The organism is Halococcus agarilyticus (genome assembly GCF_000334895.1).
In the GTDB taxonomy this organism is placed as follows: Archaea; Halobacteriota; Halobacteria; order Halobacteriales; family Halococcaceae; genus Halococcus; species Halococcus agarilyticus.
The window spans coordinates 62,649-80,770 of record NZ_BAFM01000008.1; the positions used below are offsets into that span (position 1 = coordinate 62,649).

Genomic DNA, 18,122 nt, shown 5'->3' on the forward strand with positions numbered 1-18,122 from the left:
TCGCGCTCGTGATCGGCCATCGGTCGCCGGAACGGTCTCAGTCGTTCGCGCTGGAGGCGGCTGCATCCGGCGACGACCGGCTGCCGACCCACACACCCTTGGAGAAGTCGATGGCGTCGTTGTACTTCGCCGCGAGCGCCGTCACCGCGAGATCGCCGGTCACGTTGTTCGTCGTGGCGATCCGACCGAGGATCGGGTCGACGGCGGCGACGAAGCCCACGACGGTCAGGGGGAGCCCGAGCGCATTGAGGATGATCGTGAGCATGATGAGCCCGGCACCGGGGACGCCCGCGGTGCCGATACTGACGAGCACGACCGTCGCGAGCACCGTCACCTGCTCGCCGATCCCGAGCGAAACGCCGACGACGTTGGCCGCGAAGACTGCCGTGACGGCCTGGCGGATCGCCGCGCCGTCCATGTTGATCGTCGCGCCCAGCGGGAGGGAGAACCCGTACACCGACTCGTCGACCGCGAGATTGTCGCGGGCGTCGGCAATCGTCACCGGGAGCGTGCCGCTCGACGACCGGATCGAGAACGCGGTCACCATCGCGTCCTTCGCGCCCGAGAGGAAGGCGATCGGCGACTGGCCGAGCAGCCCCGCGGTGATGAGTCCGAGGTAGGTCACGCCGATGTGGATCGCGATCCCGAGCGCGACCACGCCGACCAGCGACGCGAGCGAGACGATCCCCGCGATCCCGTTGGTCGCAAGCGACGCCGCCGTCAGCGCGAACACGCCGAGGACGCCGTACTCCATCACGCCCCAGACGATCGCGAACAGCGCCTCCGTGCCGGCGTCGACGAACTCGAAGAACGTCTCGCTCCCCGCCCGCACCCGCTCGTCGTCGGTCCGATCCCGGACCCACGCGAGGCCGAGCCCGAACACCACGACGAAGAAGATGATCGAGAGGAGATCGCCCTCCGCCATCGCCCCGATCGGGTTGTCTGGCACGATCCCGAGCACGACCTCGGCGATCGAGGGTGCGCTCGCCGACTCGGCCTCGCCGGGGACGAACTCCTGGCCGGCTCCCGGCTGGAGCAGGTTCGCGACCGCGAGGCCGATGGTCGCCGCGATCGCGGTCGTCACCACGTACAGTCCGACGACCGTGCCACCGACGCGACCGAGCCGCGCGGGCGAGAGGCGCTCCATGCCGGCGAGCAGCGTGAACACGACCAGCGGGACGACGAGCATGTTGAGCAGCGAGAGGAAGAGATCCCCGAGCGGCTGGAGCCGGGTCGCCGGTTCGCCGACGACCAGCCCGACGATCGCGCCGAGAACGAACCCGGCGGCGATGCGGTAGACGATGGGGACCGAGCGGTACGCGCTTGCTGCACGACGGACGGGTGCCGAATTCACTATACCCGTGTTTGGCGAGCCGGACACCAACCGCTGTCGGTCACGTCGGAATCCGCCGCCATCTCTGACGCAGCGGCCCGAGCTGTCGAATCGTTCCCGGTGGTCGCACCGCACCCTCTCGAACGGCGGATTATAAGTATCCCCGCCACAACGGAGGGGACGAAGACACGTGATGGGGTTCGAAACCGCGCTCGGCAATCTCGGCACGGCGTTCGGCGGGAGCGCGCTCGCGGGCGGTGTCACCGGGTTCGCCGCGAAGAAGCTGGCCAAGATCGCCGTCGCGATCGTCGGACTACAGCTGGCGGTGGTCACGTATCTCGACCACCAGGGCGTCCTCGACGTCCAGTGGCAGGCACTCGACCACGCGCTCGCGGGCGCACAGCAGCACCTCCAGACGGTTCCGCCGTGGCTCACGGCGCTCGGCACGACGCTGCCCGTCGGGGCGGGGTTCGTCGGGGGGTTCTTCCTCGGGTTCAGGCGGGCCTGAGCCCCGACGTTCCGCGACCGGCGATCGACCATCGGCGTTCCGTACGGTATCCGATCCACTTCTCGAATCGCCACGGAACGGCGAGCCGTTCGTTCGACCAGGGTTCGGTCCTCGTAGCGACGCGTTCGGACTCCGGGGACGTTTCGGCGGCGGCTGTCGGCAGAATTTTTTACCCGGAGTACGGAGGTAGGCCATGGATCATCTCGACGAAATCCCGATCGAACGACTGCAGGACGCGCTCGACGAGGTGGACGACGCGAAGCCGGCCCAGCGACTCACCGCGGCGATCGCCTACAAGAACGGCGTCACGCAGACCGAGCTCGCCGAGTGGTACGGCGTCCAGCGGCGCACGATCTACAGCTGGCTCAAGCGCCTCGACGACGGGCCGCTGGACCAGGCCGTCACCGACGCACCGCGGTCCGGCCGGCCGCGGAAGCTCACCGCGGAGCAGCGCGAGGCGTTCGAAACCGCGCTCCACGAGCCCCCGACCGAGGTCGGCTACGACGAACCGGCGTGGACGCCGGCGCTCGTCGGCCGGTTCGTTCGCGACGCGTTCGGCGTCGAGTACTCCGAGCCGAGCTGTCGCCGGCTGATGAAGGAGGCCGGGCTCGAGTACCGCAAGCCGCCGCAACCGCCCGCCGGAACAGGATCGAGCGGCGATGGGGCGTCCGACGGACGCGGTAGCGGCCGGTGGACGCCGTAGCGCCCGTCTGGCCCGAACTGTCGTCGGTCCGAATCGAGCCATCGCGTGCGTTCGCGACGGGACGTTCGTCGTAGTGCTTGTCTCGGCCGGTGCGATTAGTTCTGCAGACTTACTCGGACCGACGTGTCGCCGTCGGTCGCCCGTTCGACCGCGTCTCGACTCGAAGACGTCGCGTTCGATGCGGGTGGCCCGTATCGCGTCGTGGCCGACGAACACCCACGGGATCGTCGTGGCGTCGCCGCAGCGCGTGCGGGGAAACACCTACCTCGGTCGGACGAGTGCCTCGATCATGCCGGCAGAGACGTTCACGCTCGCGGCGGCACAGGTCGAGCCAGTGTATCACGACAAGGAAGCGACCCTCGACAGGACGTGCGAGTGGATCGAGCGAGCCGGTCGCGAGGGCGCGGATCTCGTGGTGTTCCCCGAGACGTACTTCCCCGGCTACCCGTACTGGCGCGGCAGCGTCTCGATCCCGCGCTGGACCGATCTCGTGGTCGAACTCCAGAAGAACAGCTTCCACGTCGAGGACGAGGCGATGGCGGGGAGATACGAGCTATCGCCCGCCGATGTCGAAGCGATCGCAGCCGAACACGAGGTCCCGATCGAGACCGTGGAAGCGGTCGTCGATGCAGTCCACGACCTCTAAAGAACATAAAACAGATGATGATTTTTCCACCGCTACTGAAATCGCTGCACTTCATCGGTTCGACTGAAACTGTCTCGGCTCGATCCACCGCTGCTCCTGTCGGTGGCGATCGATACTGTCGCGATCGGAAACGTCCGACGGAAACACGTTGAAGGCCGGTGTCGATCGCTCGTACCGAGTCACCCTGTCGGAAGTCCGTCCAGCAACGACTGCCGTTTGATATCCGATTCCGGGATTTCTCCAATCGATTCTACGCACACATACCACAGAATCCGTTTGTGTTGGAACAGCGATCGGCTCACCGCTTACCGATCGGGAAGACAGCGCTGTTTTCGGGCGGGGAGCCTGGCGATTTCGAATCCGCCGTCGGTCCCGAACCGCCGCTTATCGGTTCCGTTCGAGGGGCGAGACGAACAACCGCTCACGAACGACGGTTCCGCAGTCGGCGTCCCAGCAGTCGACACGCGATCGCCCTCGGCGTCGAACCCGGCGAGGACGCACCCGACGAGCATCTGCATGCAAAATCGGATCGGACCGACGACGGGTTCGTGAGCGGGTTTCGTGGAAAGCGGCGAAACCGAGTGGACGACCGTTCGCGTGTCGATTCCGGAATCAACGGGGATCTACCACCGGTGGTGGACGTGCTCGGCGACGTACTCTTCGTAGATATCGCGCACCGCACCGTGCTCGCGGTGGCTGAGCGGGTCGAGGTCGGCCGCGGCGGCGTTGTCGCGGACGTGCTCGGGCGACGTCGAACCGGGAATCACGGTCGTCACGGCGTCGAAGTCGAGGAGCCACCGGAGCGCGTACTGGGCCATCGTCGCGTCCTCGGGCACCAGCGGTCGGAGCTCCTCGACGGCTCGGAGCCCCTCCTCGAACGGAACGCCCGCGAACGTCTCGCCGCCCTTGCCGCCGACGCCGTCGGCGACGCCACCCTCGGCAGCGGCCTTGCGGTGGTCACCCTCCGCGATCTCCGTGTCGGCGTCGAACGCGTCCGCGAGGAGTCCCGACGCGAGCGGGACGCGAACGATCACGCCGACGTCTCGGCGTTTCGCCTCCTCGAAGAACAGCTCCGCGGGCCGCTGGCGGAAGGCGTTGAAGATGAGTTGTACTGTTTCGACACCGGGGTACTCGATGGCCTTCAGCGCCTCTTCACACTTCTCGACACTGACGCCGTACGAGTCGATCTTGCCCGCACCCTCCAGTGCCGCGAGCGCCTCGAACGTCTCGGGCTGGTAGTAGGTCTCGGTCGGCGGGCAGTGAAGCTGGAGGAGATCGAGCGACTCGACGCCGAGGCGCTCGCGGCTCTCGTCGACCGCGGCTTCGAGGTTCTCGTGGGTGTACTGGTCGGCCTCGTGGGGCGAGAGCCCCCGTCCGGCCTTGGTGGCGACGTGGATCTCCTCGTCGGGATCTTCTTCGGCGAGCACGTCCGCGACGATCTCCTCGGCACGACCGCCGCCGTAGACGTCGGCGGTGTCGATGAAGTTCGTTCCCGAATCCAGGGCCGCCCGGATCGCGTTCTCGCAGTCCTCTCGGTCGACGTCACCCCAGCTGCCGCCCATCGTCCACGTCCCGAGACCGATCTCCGTGACCGCCCGCCCCGTGTCCCCGAGCTCTCGTCGATCCATGTTCCGGGGTCGGACGCCGTCGACATAAATCACAGCCACGCGGCAGTCGTCGATCCCGACCATCGAGAGTGCGTCCCGGACGGTGGGTTTCAGGTCGACTCGGCAGAGAGGTCGGTATGACGTGCTCGATCGCCGTCTGGGGCGGGACGCCTGGCGACATCGCCGCCGCAGTCAGGGCCGCTCGGGAGGGCCGGGACACCGTGCCCGTGGCCGATGGCGACCACCTCGGCGGGATGATCGACGTTCCCGTGAGAGGGGCGGTGGTCTCGGGGACGTAGTTGCACCGCCGGAAGTGCTCGACCAGTTCCTCGCAGGTCCGCACCATCTCGCTCGTCGAGGCCGATCCCTCGAAGACCGTCGTGTCGTCGCGCTCGATCGTCATCGACATCTCGAGGTCGTGGGGGTCGCCCACCGTCACGGACGTTCTCGTAGGCGTCGAGGTGGGTCTCGCCGACGCTGCCCTCGCCCTCGCGGTTCCCCTGGCTGATCGCGCAGGTATCGACCTGCCGCCATCGTCGCTATCACTTGCCGGACCGAACCCGACGCTGGACGCGAAGCCCGTGTCAGAGGGGTCGCTCCTGTCGAACGTTTCGTTCTCCCCGACGGTACCGTTCTCGGCGACAGTTCGCCAAGAGCGACCGTCGATCGATGGCCGCTCAGGCGTCCATCGCGAGCCGAAATCCGATGTTCCCGGTGGCGCTGTCGGGGGTGTTCTTGCTCCGGGCGGCGACCCGGTATCGGTTGCACCACGACCGGTGACAGAGGTACGACCCGCCGCGCATCACCCGCGCATCGCCGTTCTCGGGGCCGGTCGGGTTCTCTCGCGGGCCGTCGACGTGGTGATCGGGGCTGAACCAGTCCGCACACCACTCCCAGACGTTGCCCGAGACGCTGTGGAGGTCGTATTCGTTCTGGGCGAACGCGTCGACCGGCGCAGTGCCACGATACCCGTCGGCTCCGGTGTTGTGCTCGGGGAACTCGCCCTGCCAGATGTTGCAGCGGTGCTCGCCGTCGGGCGTCAGCTCGTCGCCCCACGGGTAGCGTTTTCCCACCAAACCGCCGCGAGCAGCCTTCTCCCACTCGGCCTCGGTCGGGAGGCGCTTGCCCGCCCACTCGGCGTAGGCCTGTGCGTCGGCCCACGAGACCTGCGTGACGGGGTGTTTCAGCCGATCGGTGATCGACGAGGCGGGGCCGTCGGGCCGGAGCCAGTTCGCCCCCTCGATCGCCACCCACCACGGCGCGGCGTCGACCGACTGCATGACGTGCTCCTCGTCCGCCGGCGCGACGAAGTCCTCGAAGACGAACGCCCAGCCGAACTCCTCCGTTTCGGTGGTGTAGCCCGTGTCCCGCACGAACTGGAGGAACTCGGCGTTGGTCACGGCGTGTCTGTCGATGTGGAAGGCGTCGAGGTAGACGTCACGGGTGGGCCCCTCGCCGTCGGCCGGGAATCCGACGTCGCTGTCGGTGCCCATCCGGAACTCCCCCGCCGGGACTTCGACCATCCGCGACGACGGCTCGGCTTCGTTTCGCTCCACGCCGGACCTCGACCGTCCGGCTGCCTGACTCCGGCCGGACGCGCCATCCGACCGGGAGGCGGCACAGCACCGATCCGGGGTGTCGTCGGTCATTGCCGAGCCGTAGCCCGAGGCGGGACAAAAGCGTTTCACCGACGCCCCCTGTGACGCCGGGCGCGACGACGGTGACCCGAACGCTTAACCGCCGAACGGCGGATGGGGAGATATGACGACCGTCACAGTCTGGAACGAGTTCCGACACGAGCAGGAGAACGACACCGTCGCCGAGGTGTACCCCGACGGGATCCACACCGTCGTCGCCGAGGCGCTCGAATCACACGGCTTCGACACCCGGACGGCGACGCTCGACGAGCCCGAACACGGGCTCACCGAAGATATCCTCGACGACACCGACGTGCTGACGTGGTGGGGCCACGCCGCCCACGACGAGGTCGACGAGGAGATCATCGACCGGGTCCACGAGCGGGTCCTCGACGGGATGGGACTGATCGTGATGCACTCCGCGCACTACTCGAAGATCTTTCGGAAGCTGATGGGAACCACCTGCTCGCTCAAGTGGCGTGAGGCCGCCGAGACCGAACGGCTCTGGACCGTGGAGCCGGGTCATCCGATCGCCGACGGGATCGACGAGTACGTCGAGGTTCCCGAGGCCGAGATGTACGGCGAACGCTTCGATATCCCGGCTCCGGACGAACTCGTGTTCACCTCGTGGTTCGAGGGCGGCGAGGTGTTCCGGTCGGGCTGTTGTTACCGCCGCGGCAGCGGACGGATCTTTTACTTCCGTCCCGGTCACGAGACGTACCCGGTCTACCACGACGACGCGATCCAGCAGGTGCTCGCGAACGCCGCCGAATGGGCCACGCCGGACGACGGCCCGACGCCCGACTTCGGCAACCACGACCCGATCGAGGACGTCGACACCGACGACGATCGCAGCGTCCACTGACCGCTCGCCAAGCCCACCCTCCGCCGGACTCGGCCTGTGTCGTACCGCCGACCGCAACCGCTTTCTGTGTGGTGACGACACGGTATGCAGACACACGATGTCGGGAGAACCACTCCGCTACGCGGTCGTCGGTTGTTCGGGGATCGGGCGGACGCACGCCGACGGGGTCCGCGCCGCCGATGGCGTCGAACTGGTCGCCGGCGTCGATCTCGACGACGCCGCGGCCCGCGAGTTCGCCGCGACGTACGACGTCGTCGGCACCACCGATCTGACGGCGGCAGTCGAGAAGCTAGCCATCGACGCCGTCAGCGTCTGCACGCCGAGCGGGACGCACTCCTCGATCGTACGGGAGTGTGCCGATCTCGGCCTCGACGTGCTCTGTGAGAAACCGCTCGACGTCACGGCCGAGCGGGTGAACGGCATGATCGCGGCCTGCGAGCGGGCGGACGTCACCCTGTCGGGGATCTTCCAGCGCCGCACCCATCCCGGCGCGCAGCGTGCCAGGCAGGCCGTCACGGCGGGCGACCTCGGCTCGCTCGTGCTCGCCACCGTCGACGTCCGGTGGCACCGCTCCCAGGAGTACTACGACAGCGCCGACTGGCGCGGCACCCGCGAGATGGACGGCGGCGTGTTGATGAACCAGGCGATCCACGGGATCGACATGCTCGGGTGGCTCGGCGGCGGCGTCGAGCGCGTCTCGGCCGACCTCGACACGCTCGCACGCGACATCGAGGTGCCGGACACCGCAGTCATCGACGTTCGCCTCGGCTCGGGTGCGCTCGGCCAGATCCGCGCGACCACGGCCGCTCACACGGATCACCCGATCACACTCGAACTCACCGGCGAGAGGGGGTCACTCCGACTGCAGCGCGACGAGATCGACGCGTTCGAAACCACGGACGGGCCGATGGCAGTCGACGTCGACGACCGACCGGAGTGGGGTGTCGGCCACACGACGCAGATCCAGGAGTTCGTCGATTCGCTCCACGAGGGCCGCGAACCGATGGTGCCCGCGAACGAGGCCCGGAGGGCGGTCGACGTCGTTCTCGCGGCCTACGAGTCGGACGAACGTGGCGAACCGGTGGCGGTCGCCGAGATCCGCGAGCAGTGATCCGCGGGCAACGGCTGCGAGCGGTAGCTTTTTTCGCTCGCCGGGGAACCCTACGGCGATGAGTGACGATCACCGGATCGCCGTCGTCGGCATCGGCGCGGCCGCGGAGATGCACGCCAACGCCATCGAGAGCCTCGATCGCGCGACGCTGGTCGCCGGATCGTGTCGTGCCGAGTCGAAGGGCGAAACCTTCGCCGAGGCGTTCGACTGTGCGTGGTACGAGGACGCGGCGACGATGCTGGAGGGCGAGACGCCGGACGTCGTCACGGTCTGTACCCCGAGCGGCGCACACCTTTCGAGCGTCGAACTCGCCGCCGAGCACGGGATCGACACCCTCTGTGAGAAGCCGCTGGAGATCACGACCGACCGGATCGACGCGATGGAGCGTATCGCCAACGAGGCCGACGTCCTCCTCGGGGGCGTGTTCCAGCAGCGCTTCAACCCCGTGGTGCGGGCGGTTCACGAGGCCGCCGCCGGGGGCCGCTTCGGCGATCTCGCCGTCGCGAACGCTCACGTTCCGTGGTGGCGCGACGACGACTACTACGCGCCCGAGCGCTGGCAGGGAACTCGGGATCTCGACGGCGGCGGCGCGCTGATGAACCAGTCGATCCACGCGATCGACGCGCTCTGCTGGCTCGCCGGGGCGACGATGGACCTCCCGCGCGGGGAAAACCCCGTGGCGGAAGTGAGCGCCTACACCGCGCGGCGGGCCCACGACGAGGACCGACTGGAGGTCGAGGACACCGCGGTCGCCGCTCTCGAATTCGAGAACGGTGCGCTCGGCCAGGTACTCGGCGCGACGTCGATGTACCCCGGATCGCGGCGTCGCCTCCAGCTCGCCGGCCGCGACGGCACGGCGACGGTCCGCGAGGACGAACTCCGCACATGGAAATTCCGCGACGAACGGGAGAGCGACGCCGATCTGCGCGAGCGCTTCGCCGGCAGCGAGACCAGCGGCGGTGCGGCCGACCCCACCGACGTCGATCACGACAACCACGCTCGCAACATCGAGGCGTTCCTCGACGCCCGCGAAGGTGACGCTCCCTACCCCCTCGACGTGACCGCCGCACGCACGGCCGTCGCGGTCATCGAGGCGATCTACGAGTCCGCCGACCGGGGTGCGCCCGTCGTGCTCGACTGACGCTGTACGTGGGGTTCTTGAGAGGGAGAGCACTCGCCGAAAGAGTCATTGCCCTCTCACGACGAACCACCGTTCGATGACGACACGATCGGACGCCCAGTTCGTCCTCAGCGGGTTCGCCGACGAGATCGACGACTCGCTCACCGTCCAGCTCGACGTGCTCTGTGAGCCGGGGATCGGGCACATCGACCTTCGAGGGATCGATGGAACGAACGTGCTCGACCTGAGCGACGGGGCGGGGCGAAAAGCGGTTTCTCGGGCCCCGAGGGGTTCGAACGGGCCACGGCAGCGTTCCGGTCGGTGCTCGACGAGGCGGACGTGAGGGACGGATAGCGACCCGCGGCCGATCCCCGGATCAGAGCGAGCCGAGGAACGACGCGCCGGTGTCGATCGATTCCACCGGATCGTCGGGATCGTCGTGTTCGTAGATCAGCCAGTCCGCACCGATCTCGCGGGCAGCGTCGGCACAGGCCGCCATGTCGACGTCGCCCTCGCCGATCTCCGCGAACACACCGTCCCGGGTGTGCATGTCCTTCATGTGAACCAGCGAGAGTCGATCGCCGTACTCCCGGAGGAGAGCTTCGGGATCGTGACCCGCCGTGGCGACCCAGCCGACGTCGATCTCCGCGCCGAGCCCCGGTGCGGCGTCGAACAGCCGCTCGAAGGCAGTGTGGCCGTCCACGTCGACGAACTCGTGGTCGTGGTTGTGGTAGTGGAGATCGAAGCCGCGCGAGTCGAACGCCTCGACGAGCCCCGAGAGCCGATCGGCGGTCGACGCGACGGCATCGGACGATTCGAACGCGTCGGGACCGAGGTACGGAACGACGAGGGCGTCGGTGCCGAGGTCGCGGTAGGTGCGGGCCGTCGCGTCGGGGTCGGATTCGAGCGCGTCGACACCGACGTGGGGACCGACGGCGTCGAGGCCGTGATCGTCGAGTCGGCTCCGGACGTCGGCGGGGTCGTGGCCGTCGAGTCCGCCCGAGAACTGCACGCCGTCGTAGCCGGCGTTGGCGACGCGGTCGATCGTCTCGGGAAGCGGTTCGTCGAGCGCACGGACGCTGTAGAGATTGATGGCGATCGGTAGCACGCCCGGCGGTTCGTCGGGACGGGTGTTGAGTCTGTGGGTTCCCGTGAATGGGGCCGTCGCGGCCGCTCCGAAAGGCGGGGATCCCGAGCGGCCGAGCCGGCTCAGACGTCGACGAGCGTCACGGTCGGCCGCCGCGTAGACGGCCCTACTCCGCCCAGTAGGCGTCGCCGGGCGTGGTCTCGAACACCGCACGCGAGAGCACGTCGACCGCCTTTTCGAGGCCCTCGCGACCGCTGGTGAGCGAGTCCTCGTGTTCGATGCTCATGGCGTCGTCGTAGCCCACCATCCGGAGGGTCGAGGCGACGTCCTTCCAGTGGGTCTCGCCGTGGCCGTACCCGATCGAGCGGAACAGCCACGAGCGGTCTTCCTCCTCGGTGTACGGTGCGGTGTCGAGAACGCCCTTCGTCCGCGCGTTCGCCTCGTACACTTTGGTGTCCTTCGCGTGGAAGTGATGGATCGCGTCGTGCTCCCCGAGATAGCGGATCGAGTCGGTGATGTCGATGCCCTGCCAGTAGAGGTGGGAAGGGTCGTAGTTCGCGCCGATCCGCTCACCCGTGGCCTCGCGGAGTCGGACCATCCCCTCGGGCTCGTACACCAGCATGTTGGGGTGCATCTCGATCGCGACGTCGACGCCGTGATCCTCGGCGTGGTCGTTGATCTCGGTCCAGTAGGGGATCCCGACCTCCTCCCACTGGTAGGCGAGCATCTCGGCGTGCTCGGTCGGCCACGGCGCGGTGATCCAGTTGGGCGTCTCGTCGTTCGGGCCGCCCGCGGGGAGACCAGAGAAGCACGTCACCGCGTCGACGCCGAGCTCGCCGGCGAGTTCGATCGCCCCACGGAGGTCCTCGTCCGCTTCGCTCGATCGGTCGTCGTCGGGATGGAGCGGGTTGTTGTGGGTCGCGAGCGCCGAGATCCGGAGATCGTGTTCGTCGAGCAGGTCCTGAAGGTCCGCCTGGGCGTCGTCGTTCCCGAGGTACTCGTCCTGGGGAAGGTGGTCGTCGCCGACGAGTCCGCCACAGCCGAGCTCGACCGCGTCGACCCCGATGTCCGCGAGGTACTCGAACGCGTCTTCCTTCGATCGGTCCGCCAGCGGGACGGTGAGCACGCCGATGTCCATGCACACGGATCATCGCGTCAGCAAATAAACGTTCCGGCGACGTCGGTGGCGGCGTCCGGTGGGTTCGGCACGCGGCGACACCCCCTCGACTACAACCGTGCGGAGCGTGTCGTCGCGCTCGACCGATGACCGACTGGAGGGTCGCCGCCGTCGACTTCGATCACGATCCACGTCGCCGAGAACCTGCGGTGGCCCACGAACATCCCGACACGACGGTCGTCGGCGTCCGTGACGGGGAGCGCGAGCGAACGATCGGTGACGACATTGGGGCGGCGGTCGAGGCTTCGACGTTGACGACGCCGACGCGCTGGTGCTCGATCCAGTCGATCCTGGACTCGCCGCTCTCGATGACGTCGAGGTCGATCCGATGGCTCCTCGCCGCTCCGCCGTCACCGATCGTCCGCTCGCGCGCCGCTCCCTCCACGCACGTCATCGACGGTCGATCGACACGCGCTCGCCGGTTCGGGCCGACTCGTAGGCGGCCTCGGTGACCGCGGTGACGGCGAACGCATCCCGGACGGTCGCTGGCGGCTCGGTTCCCTCGCGGATCGACTCGACGAACGCGTCGCCCTTGGTCCGCGTGTCGAAGCGGTCGTAGTGTGGCGTGTAGCGCCCGCCGGCGGCGTCGATCTCGGTCACCTCGGGCGATCCCCACTGGCTGCTCTCGAAGTACGTCGCGCCCTCGTCGTCCCAGACGTGGATCGCCTCCTGGTGGCTGCACGCGCCGCCGTGGGTGGTGATCGTCGCGGTCGCGCCGTTCGTGAAGTCGAGCGAGAGCCGGGCGCGCTCGTCGACTCTCGCGGCGTCGTCGGCGAACGACATGTCCGCCGCGACCGAGACCGGTTCGAGCCCGACCATCCAGAGAACGATGTCGAGGAGATGGCTGCCGGTGTCGTAGAGGAACCCGCCACCGCTCGTGTCGGGGTCGAGCCGCCACGTTCCCTCGTTCGCAGTCACCCAGTCCTGGGTGATCTCGGCGGTGAGACAGTCGGGTTCCCGATCGTGCCAGCGCTCGCGGCCGGCGACGAACGCGGGATCGAGATGGCGCTGGTAGCCGACCATCACCGTCCGATCGCTCCGCTCGGTCCGCTCGGCGATCTCCCGTGCGCTGTCGAGATCGACCGTCAGCGGCTTGTCGCAGAACACGTGGAGGTCGTCGTCGAGCGCGGCCAGTATCTGATCGTGATGCAGCGCGTGCGGCGTGCCGATCGAGACGGCGTCGAGCGCCTCGTTCGCCAGCATCGCGCCGTAGCTGGTGTAGAGCGCCCCCGACGAGAGGTCGAACCGCGTCGCGATCTCCTCGCGGGCGGCCTCGCTGGGGTCGGCGAGCGCCGCGACCCTCGCGTCGGGGTTGTCGAAGAACTGTGCGCCGACGACGCCGCCGATGAAACCGCCACCGACGAGACCGATACGGAGTGGTTCGGGCATCGTCGGCACGGTACGGAGGCCGACGGCCTAAACCCACCGCTCGCCGACGAAGAGAGCTCGGTCGGCCTCGCCGCACCCCGGAGCATGGTGTTCGACACGCACACCCACGCGTGGGGACCGCCGAGCGAGGCCCACCCGTGGGTCACGACCGAGATCATGAGCGACGTCGAGGGCTACTCGGTCCCGCCGGTCTACACCACCGAACGTCTCCTCGCGGACATGGATGCGGGAAGCCGATACGGGCGCTGGAGGCGGTATCAGTCACACCGCGATCGAGAACCGATCGGTTCGTGATCGGCCGACGGCCGTGACTACTCCTCGTCGAGGTTCCCCTTCGAGTCCCAGATCTCGGTCATCAGGTCGGCGAACAGCACCGTGCGGAGCGGGTAGCCGTCCTCGTCGGTTTCCCCGAGTGGAGTACCCTTCACGTTCTCGACGAACGATCGCTCGAACGTCATGCTCGCGAGAGTCTCGCGAACGTCGAACGTGATCCGCCCGTCCGCGTCGGTCCGGAGCCACGCTGCCGTCCGGGCCCGATCGTCGTACTCGATGGTGTACGTCTCGCCGCCGACGAGGTCGTGGATGTCGTCGATCTCGCCGACGTCGAACCAGCCGTCGTCGGCCTCGATCGCGTACGTCCCGTCCTCGAACCGCGTCTCGTATCGTTCCATGATCGTCGTAGTGTAGTCTGAGTCTTAAGACGTACAGGATTCGTCGCCCCGAGCCGTGATCCGCCTGGCCGACCCCGCAGCGGCCGCCCCACTCGATGGCGAGATCGATCCCAGGGCCCTCTCACGTGTCCGCGGCCCACCGGATCCCTCGCGTGAGAAGGCGCTGGACCGCGGGATGGGCGAACGCCGCGTTCGTGTGGCCGAGCGAACAGTAGAACACGCTTCCGTCGCCGTAGGGCTTGGTCCACGCCACCGGCAGGTCGCCGAGCTCCGGGTGGGCCATCCGCGCGAGCACACGCACCGACTCGTCCCATCGGACCTCGTAGGGTTCGTCGTGAATCGTGAACGCGGGATCGACGCCCTCGGTGATCGGGTGGTCGGCGTCGACGACTCGCACGTCGAGATCGCACGGCTCGGGGTGATCGACGAACGCGCCGCCGACGAGCTCCTCGAAGTGGTCGGCCGGTTGGTCGGCGAACGTCTCGTGGTCGGCCGCACAGTGGATCCCGACGTACCCGCCACCGTCGCGGACGAATCCGAGCAGTCCCTCGCGTTCCGCGTCGGTCATCGTCGGGTCGGTCAGGTAGTCGACCACGACGTCGTACCCCGCGAGATCGGCGAGCGCGGCGCGATCGGTCGTTCCGTCGAGGGCGATGCCGTCGGCCACGAGGAACGCCCGCAGGAGTGGGTACTTCGCGCCGAACCGGTGGAACTCGAACGCGTCTTCGCCGATCACGAGGGCGCGAACAGGTGCGGTGTCGTTCATCGTGCTCCGCGTCGATCGGTCGGCGGATAAGCGTGGCGGTGAGACGACCCCCCTCCACCCCTGTCGATCCCGTGGAGTCGGCCCCGGGAGCTAGGCGTTTATACCGATGGACGTGATGGGGACATGCATGGATCGCGCACTCGTCGTCGTCGATTCCGACGACCCGAACCACGAGCTGCTCCGCGAGGCCGGCACGCTCGCCGCCGGCGTCGGGGGATCGCTCGTCGTGCTCGCACTCGCCACCGAGGAATCGTTCGAGGCCGACATGGAGACGTTGGAACGGATCGCGGAGGTCGAGGGCACCTCCCCCGAATCGCACTCCGGTCCCGAGTACGCCCGCGCGGCCGCCACCGACGCCGCGAAGACCGCCCTCGCCGACATCGAGGTCGATCACGAGAGTTCCGGCGTGATCGACGACGAGGCCGAATGGGCGGACCGGATCGTGAGCGTGGCCGAGGAGCGCGACTGCGATCACGTCTTCCTCCGCGGTGCGCACCGCTCGCCGACCGGGAAGGCGCTCTTCGGCGACACCGCCCAGGCGGTCATCCTCAACTTCGACGGTGCGGTCACGGTCACCACCGACTGATCGTCGCTGCGACGGTCGGCGAACCGTTCGCCCTCCGGACGGAGTTCGATCCAGCGATCGCTGCCGTGATCGGAGCTGCCGATCAGCTGTAGCCGACGAGGCACAGCGCGATATACACAAGAGCGGCGTACACCAGCGTGCTCACGCCCACGATGCCGAGCAGCCCCACGGCGCTGCCGTCGAGCGCGGTCGCAGCGAGCAGCAGCATCACGGTCCGCGAGGAATCCATCACCGAGGCGTCACGAGTGATGGAGCTCTCGACGACGCATATCCACGTGGCCGAAACACACCTCGTGGACGGAAGCGAGCTCGTTCTCCGAGCCGGCAGCCGGGAACGCGACGATCGCGCCGCGCTCGCCGATCTCGGGGACGAACTCGACGAGTCGGGGGTCGAGTGTCGAACTGCCGTTCGACCCTCACGAACGATCCGACACACCGTGGCACGTTCCACAACGTATAACATCCGTCACGACGCCCCTCCTCGCATGAGCACCGAACTGGGGCCCGGCACGGTCGTCGAATACCTTCGCGGGCGGGACGAGATGGATCTCGGGAGCGAGGCGACCGCCGAGCGACTCGGCGGCGGGGTTTCGAACAGCGTACTGCGTGTGCGGACCGATCCCGGCTGCGTCGTGGTCAAACGGCCGTACCCCGACCTCGCGGTCGAGCGCGAGTGGCCCGCCGACGTCGACCGCGTCCACAACGAGGCCGCGGCGGCGCGCGCGTACGCCGACGCCCTCGATCGGCCGGCCGAGCGCGATCGATCCGGCAGGGGGATCGAACGCGCACGGGTTCCCCGCGTGGTGTTCGAGGATCACGGCTCTCACACCATCGGGATCGGGTGTGCGCCCGAGACGGCGACGACGTGGAAGCACGAACTCCTCGATGGCCACGTCGACGTGCGCGTCGCGACGCTCGTCGGTCGCGTTCTCGGTGCGGTCCACACGACGGCGACCGGTGACGTCGGCCTCCGCGAGGCGTTCGCGAGCGGACGACCGTTCGAGCAGCTCCGGATCGACCCCTATCACCGAGCGGTCGCGCGGCGTCACCCGGACGTCGCCGGGGCGATCGAGACCGAGATCGATCGCGTGACCGGCGTCGAGCGGACCCTGGTCCACGGCGACTACAGCCCGAAGAACGTGCTCGTCGATCGCCCCGGGACGGTCGGCGACGATCCGGATACGGGGAACACCGACGCCGACGGCGAGTTCGAGGCGTGGATCCTCGACTTCGAGGTGGCTCACTGGGGCGATCCGGCGTTCGACGTCGCGTTCATGCTGAACCACCTCTTCATCAAATCGCTCTACAATCACGAGCACGGCGAGGCGTACGCGGAGGCCGCGATGGCGTTCCGGGCGGCGTATCGTGACGCCGTGGAGTGGGAGATCGAGCGCGAGACGGTGGCGGAGCTCGCGGTTCTCATGCTCGCTCGCGTCGACGGGAAGTCGCCCGTGGAGTACGTCGCGGACGGACCCGTTGCCGAGGCGCTGCGGGGAGTCGCGAAGCGTGCGCTCCGGTCGACGCCGGAAACGGTGGCGGATTTCGCGGCACTCGTCGCCGAGGAGCGTGAGTCGCTGTGAGTCGAATCGCGTCGGTCGACGCGTGGGAGGTGCTCGACTCGCGCGGATCGCCGACAGTGCGCGTCCGCGTCGAAACCCCCGACGGCAGCGGCACGTTCACGGTCCCATCGGGGGCGAGCACCGGTGCGCACGAGGCGGTCGAACGCCGAGACGGCGGCGACCGCTACGGCGGGCAGGGCGTTCGCGACGCGGTCGCAGCGGTTCGTGAGGAGCTCGCGCCCGTGGTGTGTGACCGCGACGCAACCGATCAGCGCGCGATCGACGCCGCGTTGGTCGAGTCGGATGGAACCGCGGATCTCTCGCGGTGTGGTGCGAACGCCGTACTCGGCGTCTCGGGTGCGGTCGCGCACGCGGCGAGCGCCGCGCGCGACGTATCGATCTACGAGCACGTCGCCGGGCTCGCGGCAGACGACACGCGGAGCGCCGACCCGGGCGCGCTCCCGCTGCCGATGGTCAACGTCCTCAGCGGCGGGCTCCACGCCGAGGGAGGGATCGAGATCCAGGACTTCCTCGTGATTCCGGCGGGAGCCGGCTCCTACAGCGAGGCGCTCGAAACCGTCCGGGGCGTGCGCGAGGCCGTCCGGCGGCGGATCGTCGACGCCGGCCATCGACCACTGGTCGCCGACGAGGGCGGGTTCGCGCCGCCGCTCGCGGGGATCGACGACGCGTTCGACCTGCTCGCGGCGGGCGTTCGCGACGCCGGTCACGAGCCTTCGCGCGAGGACGTGGCCTTCGCCGTCGACGTCGCCGCGACGCACTTTTACGACGAGGCGTCGGGAACCTACGCGCTCGACAGCGTGGATCACCGGCTCGACGCCGAGGGCATGGCCGACCTCGTCGCCCGGTGGACCGACGAACGCCCGCTGGTATCGGTCGAGGACCCGCTGGCAGAGGACGACTGGGACGCGTGGACGACGCTCCACGACCGGATCGGCGACGACGTCCAGCTGCTCGGCGACGATCTCATCGTCACCGACGCGGATCGACTCGACCGCGCGATCGAGCGCGGGGCGGCGAACGCGGTGCTCGTCAAGCCGAACCAGGCGGGCACGCTGACCCGCGCGATCGACGTCGTCCGCGCCGCCCAGCGAAACGGGGTCGCGCCGATCGTCTCCGCACGCTCGGGCGAGACCTGCGACGCCACGATCGCCGACCTCGCGGTGGGGCTCGACGCCGGACAGATCAAGATCGGGTCGCTCGCCCGTTCGGAACGCCTCGCGAAGTACAACCGCCTGCTGGCGATCGAGCGCGGGATCGGGCGCTACGCACGGCCGACGTTCGGCGGCGGGCGCTGATCGCGGATCGACGGTGATCCCCGCACGGTCGAGCCCGAGGC

The 18,122-nt window shown here is 68.5% G+C and carries 21 protein-coding genes and 1 pseudogene; 12 read left to right on the forward strand and 10 right to left on the reverse strand.

Annotation, left to right across the window (positions count from 1 at the left end):
• Positions 1-37 precede the first annotated feature (37 nt).
• The gene (locus TX76_RS08055; RefSeq protein ID WP_049901358.1) at positions 38-1,354 is read right to left on the reverse strand and encodes a dicarboxylate/amino acid:cation symporter; all 1,317 of its coding nucleotides are present in this window, start codon (positions 1,352-1,354) and stop codon (positions 38-40) included.
• A gap of 172 nt (positions 1,355-1,526) precedes the next feature.
• Here TX76_RS08055 and TX76_RS08060 point away from each other — a divergent pair, with 172 nt between their 5' ends.
• From TX76_RS08060 to TX76_RS18310, 3 genes and pseudogenes are all read left to right on the forward strand, one after another.
• Positions 1,527-1,841, forward strand: coding sequence for an FUN14 domain-containing protein (locus TX76_RS08060; RefSeq protein WP_049901360.1), 315 nt, complete (start codon positions 1,527-1,529; stop codon positions 1,839-1,841).
• Between the two features lie 193 nt (positions 1,842-2,034).
• A pseudogene (locus TX76_RS08065) lies at positions 2,035-2,481 on the forward strand (helix-turn-helix domain-containing protein); the annotation flags it as partial.
• A 241-nt stretch (positions 2,482-2,722) separates the two neighbouring features.
• On the forward strand, positions 2,723-3,190 hold the full coding sequence (locus TX76_RS18310) for a nitrilase-related carbon-nitrogen hydrolase (protein ID WP_049901365.1): 468 nt from the start codon (positions 2,723-2,725) through the stop codon (positions 3,188-3,190).
• A 623-nt stretch (positions 3,191-3,813) separates the two neighbouring features.
• Here TX76_RS18310 and TX76_RS08080 read toward each other — a convergent pair.
• Positions 3,814-4,818, reverse strand: a complete 1,005-nt coding sequence (locus TX76_RS08080; RefSeq protein WP_049901546.1) for an aldo/keto reductase — start codon at positions 4,816-4,818, stop codon at positions 3,814-3,816.
• A gap of 116 nt (positions 4,819-4,934) precedes the next feature.
• On the opposite strand from TX76_RS08080, the gene TX76_RS17555 reads away from it, so the two are divergent.
• Positions 4,935-5,096: an FAD-dependent oxidoreductase gene (locus TX76_RS17555; RefSeq protein ID WP_154019035.1), complete on the forward strand. Its 162-nt coding sequence runs from the start codon at positions 4,935-4,937 to the stop codon at positions 5,094-5,096.
• A 378-nt stretch (positions 5,097-5,474) separates the two neighbouring features.
• Here TX76_RS17555 and TX76_RS08085 read toward each other — a convergent pair whose 3' ends face one another.
• Entirely contained in the window at positions 5,475-6,446 is a 972-nt protein-coding gene (locus TX76_RS08085; protein WP_049901370.1) for a formylglycine-generating enzyme family protein, read from the reverse strand.
• Positions 6,447-6,558: 112 nt separating this feature from the next.
• On the opposite strand from TX76_RS08085, the gene TX76_RS08090 reads away from it, so the two are divergent.
• The 4 genes from TX76_RS08090 to TX76_RS08105 all read left to right on the forward strand — a co-directional run bounded on the left by TX76_RS08090 (position 6,559) and on the right by TX76_RS08105 (position 9,873).
• Positions 6,559-7,299: a ThuA domain-containing protein gene (locus tag TX76_RS08090; RefSeq protein WP_049901372.1), complete on the forward strand. Its 741-nt coding sequence runs from the start codon at positions 6,559-6,561 to the stop codon at positions 7,297-7,299.
• A gap of 97 nt (positions 7,300-7,396) precedes the next feature.
• Complete coding sequence (locus TX76_RS08095; protein WP_049901373.1) at positions 7,397-8,410, forward strand: Gfo/Idh/MocA family protein; 1,014 nt, start codon at positions 7,397-7,399, stop codon at positions 8,408-8,410.
• A gap of 58 nt (positions 8,411-8,468) precedes the next feature.
• On the forward strand, positions 8,469-9,551 hold the full coding sequence (locus TX76_RS08100) for a Gfo/Idh/MocA family protein (RefSeq protein ID WP_049901374.1): 1,083 nt from the start codon (positions 8,469-8,471) through the stop codon (positions 9,549-9,551).
• Between the two features lie 76 nt (positions 9,552-9,627).
• Positions 9,628-9,873 carry a hypothetical protein gene (locus tag TX76_RS08105; RefSeq protein WP_049901375.1) on the forward strand — a complete coding sequence of 82 codons (246 nt, stop codon included), beginning with the start codon at positions 9,628-9,630 and terminating at the stop codon, positions 9,871-9,873.
• Positions 9,874-9,906: 33 nt separating this feature from the next.
• On the opposite strand, the gene TX76_RS08110 is transcribed toward TX76_RS08105, so the two are convergent.
• From TX76_RS08110 to TX76_RS08125, 4 genes are all read right to left on the reverse strand, one after another.
• Entirely contained in the window at positions 9,907-10,638 is a 732-nt protein-coding gene (locus TX76_RS08110; protein ID WP_049901377.1) for a sugar phosphate isomerase/epimerase family protein, read from the reverse strand.
• A 145-nt stretch (positions 10,639-10,783) separates the two neighbouring features.
• Positions 10,784-11,755 carry a sugar phosphate isomerase/epimerase family protein gene (locus TX76_RS08115; RefSeq protein WP_049901379.1) on the reverse strand — a complete coding sequence of 324 codons (972 nt, stop codon included), beginning with the start codon at positions 11,753-11,755 and terminating at the stop codon, positions 10,784-10,786.
• A 160-nt stretch (positions 11,756-11,915) separates the two neighbouring features.
• A complete protein-coding gene (locus TX76_RS08120) occupies positions 11,916-12,188 on the reverse strand; it encodes a hypothetical protein (RefSeq protein WP_049901382.1) in 273 nt (90 codons plus the stop codon).
• Positions 12,185-13,183 (reverse strand): Gfo/Idh/MocA family protein, encoded by a 999-nt coding sequence (locus tag TX76_RS08125; protein WP_049901384.1) that lies wholly within the window; start codon positions 13,181-13,183, stop codon positions 12,185-12,187. The genes TX76_RS08120 and TX76_RS08125 overlap by 4 nt, the downstream gene beginning before the upstream one ends.
• Before the next feature lie 84 nt (positions 13,184-13,267).
• On the opposite strand from TX76_RS08125, the gene TX76_RS08130 reads away from it, so the two are divergent.
• Complete coding sequence (locus TX76_RS08130; protein ID WP_049901387.1) at positions 13,268-13,477, forward strand: hypothetical protein; 210 nt, start codon at positions 13,268-13,270, stop codon at positions 13,475-13,477.
• 17 nt (positions 13,478-13,494) lie between these two features.
• On the opposite strand, the gene TX76_RS08135 is transcribed toward TX76_RS08130, so the two are convergent.
• On the reverse strand, positions 13,495-13,854 hold the full coding sequence (locus TX76_RS08135; RefSeq protein ID WP_049901389.1) for a hypothetical protein: 360 nt from the start codon (positions 13,852-13,854) through the stop codon (positions 13,495-13,497).
• 121 nt (positions 13,855-13,975) lie between these two features.
• Positions 13,976-14,620 carry a ThuA domain-containing protein gene (locus TX76_RS08140; RefSeq protein WP_049901392.1) on the reverse strand — a complete coding sequence of 215 codons (645 nt, stop codon included), beginning with the start codon at positions 14,618-14,620 and terminating at the stop codon, positions 13,976-13,978.
• A 127-nt stretch (positions 14,621-14,747) separates the two neighbouring features.
• On the opposite strand from TX76_RS08140, the gene TX76_RS08145 reads away from it, so the two are divergent.
• Positions 14,748-15,206, forward strand: a complete 459-nt coding sequence (locus TX76_RS08145; RefSeq protein ID WP_049901394.1) for a universal stress protein — start codon at positions 14,748-14,750, stop codon at positions 15,204-15,206.
• Between the two features lie 82 nt (positions 15,207-15,288).
• Here the strand turns inward: TX76_RS08145 and TX76_RS18075 are convergent, their stop codons facing one another.
• Positions 15,289-15,435: a hypothetical protein gene (locus TX76_RS18075; RefSeq protein ID WP_195156024.1), complete on the reverse strand. Its 147-nt coding sequence runs from the start codon at positions 15,433-15,435 to the stop codon at positions 15,289-15,291.
• Between the two features lie 256 nt (positions 15,436-15,691).
• On the opposite strand from TX76_RS18075, the gene TX76_RS08150 reads away from it, so the two are divergent.
• Positions 15,692-16,786, forward strand: coding sequence for an aminoglycoside phosphotransferase family protein (locus tag TX76_RS08150; RefSeq protein WP_195156025.1), 1,095 nt, complete (start codon positions 15,692-15,694; stop codon positions 16,784-16,786).
• Positions 16,783-18,081 (forward strand): phosphopyruvate hydratase, encoded by a 1,299-nt coding sequence (gene eno, locus TX76_RS08155; protein ID WP_049901402.1) that lies wholly within the window; start codon positions 16,783-16,785, stop codon positions 18,079-18,081. Before TX76_RS08150 ends, eno begins: the two co-directional genes overlap by 4 nt.
• Positions 18,082-18,122 lie beyond the last annotated feature (41 nt).

What these genes read in the sequence shown, in the direction of transcription:
- TX76_RS08145 (WP_049901394.1), top strand. Translation starts at nt 14,748, where the DNA reads ATGGATCGCGCACTCGTCGTCGTCGATTCCGACGACCCGAACCACGAG.
- TX76_RS08140 (WP_049901392.1), bottom strand. Translation starts at nt 14,620, where the DNA reads ATGAACGACACCGCACCTGTTCGCGCCCTCGTGATCGGCGAAGACGCG.
- TX76_RS08115 (WP_049901379.1), bottom strand. Translation starts at nt 11,755, where the DNA reads ATGGACATCGGCGTGCTCACCGTCCCGCTGGCGGACCGATCGAAGGAA.
- TX76_RS08090 (WP_049901372.1), top strand. Translation starts at nt 6,559, where the DNA reads ATGACGACCGTCACAGTCTGGAACGAGTTCCGACACGAGCAGGAGAAC.
- TX76_RS08120 (WP_049901382.1), bottom strand. Translation starts at nt 12,188, where the DNA reads ATGACGTGCGTGGAGGGAGCGGCGCGCGAGCGGACGATCGGTGACGGC.
- TX76_RS08100 (WP_049901374.1), top strand. Translation starts at nt 8,469, where the DNA reads ATGAGTGACGATCACCGGATCGCCGTCGTCGGCATCGGCGCGGCCGCG.
- TX76_RS08130 (WP_049901387.1), top strand. Translation starts at nt 13,268, where the DNA reads ATGGTGTTCGACACGCACACCCACGCGTGGGGACCGCCGAGCGAGGCC.
- TX76_RS08150 (WP_195156025.1), top strand. Translation starts at nt 15,692, where the DNA reads ATGAGCACCGAACTGGGGCCCGGCACGGTCGTCGAATACCTTCGCGGG.
- TX76_RS08135 (WP_049901389.1), bottom strand. Translation starts at nt 13,854, where the DNA reads ATGGAACGATACGAGACGCGGTTCGAGGACGGGACGTACGCGATCGAG.
- TX76_RS17555 (WP_154019035.1), top strand. Translation starts at nt 4,935, where the DNA reads ATGACGTGCTCGATCGCCGTCTGGGGCGGGACGCCTGGCGACATCGCC.
- TX76_RS08085 (WP_049901370.1), bottom strand. Translation starts at nt 6,446, where the DNA reads ATGACCGACGACACCCCGGATCGGTGCTGTGCCGCCTCCCGGTCGGAT.
- TX76_RS18310 (WP_049901365.1), top strand. Translation starts at nt 2,723, where the DNA reads ATGCGGGTGGCCCGTATCGCGTCGTGGCCGACGAACACCCACGGGATC.
- TX76_RS08125 (WP_049901384.1), bottom strand. Translation starts at nt 13,183, where the DNA reads ATGCCCGAACCACTCCGTATCGGTCTCGTCGGTGGCGGTTTCATCGGC.
- TX76_RS08060 (WP_049901360.1), top strand. Translation starts at nt 1,527, where the DNA reads ATGGGGTTCGAAACCGCGCTCGGCAATCTCGGCACGGCGTTCGGCGGG.
- TX76_RS18075 (WP_195156024.1), bottom strand. Translation starts at nt 15,435, where the DNA reads ATGGATTCCTCGCGGACCGTGATGCTGCTGCTCGCTGCGACCGCGCTC.
- TX76_RS08105 (WP_049901375.1), top strand. Translation starts at nt 9,628, where the DNA reads ATGACGACACGATCGGACGCCCAGTTCGTCCTCAGCGGGTTCGCCGAC.
- TX76_RS08095 (WP_049901373.1), top strand. Translation starts at nt 7,397, where the DNA reads ATGTCGGGAGAACCACTCCGCTACGCGGTCGTCGGTTGTTCGGGGATC.
- TX76_RS08080 (WP_049901546.1), bottom strand. Translation starts at nt 4,818, where the DNA reads ATGGATCGACGAGAGCTCGGGGACACGGGGCGGGCGGTCACGGAGATC.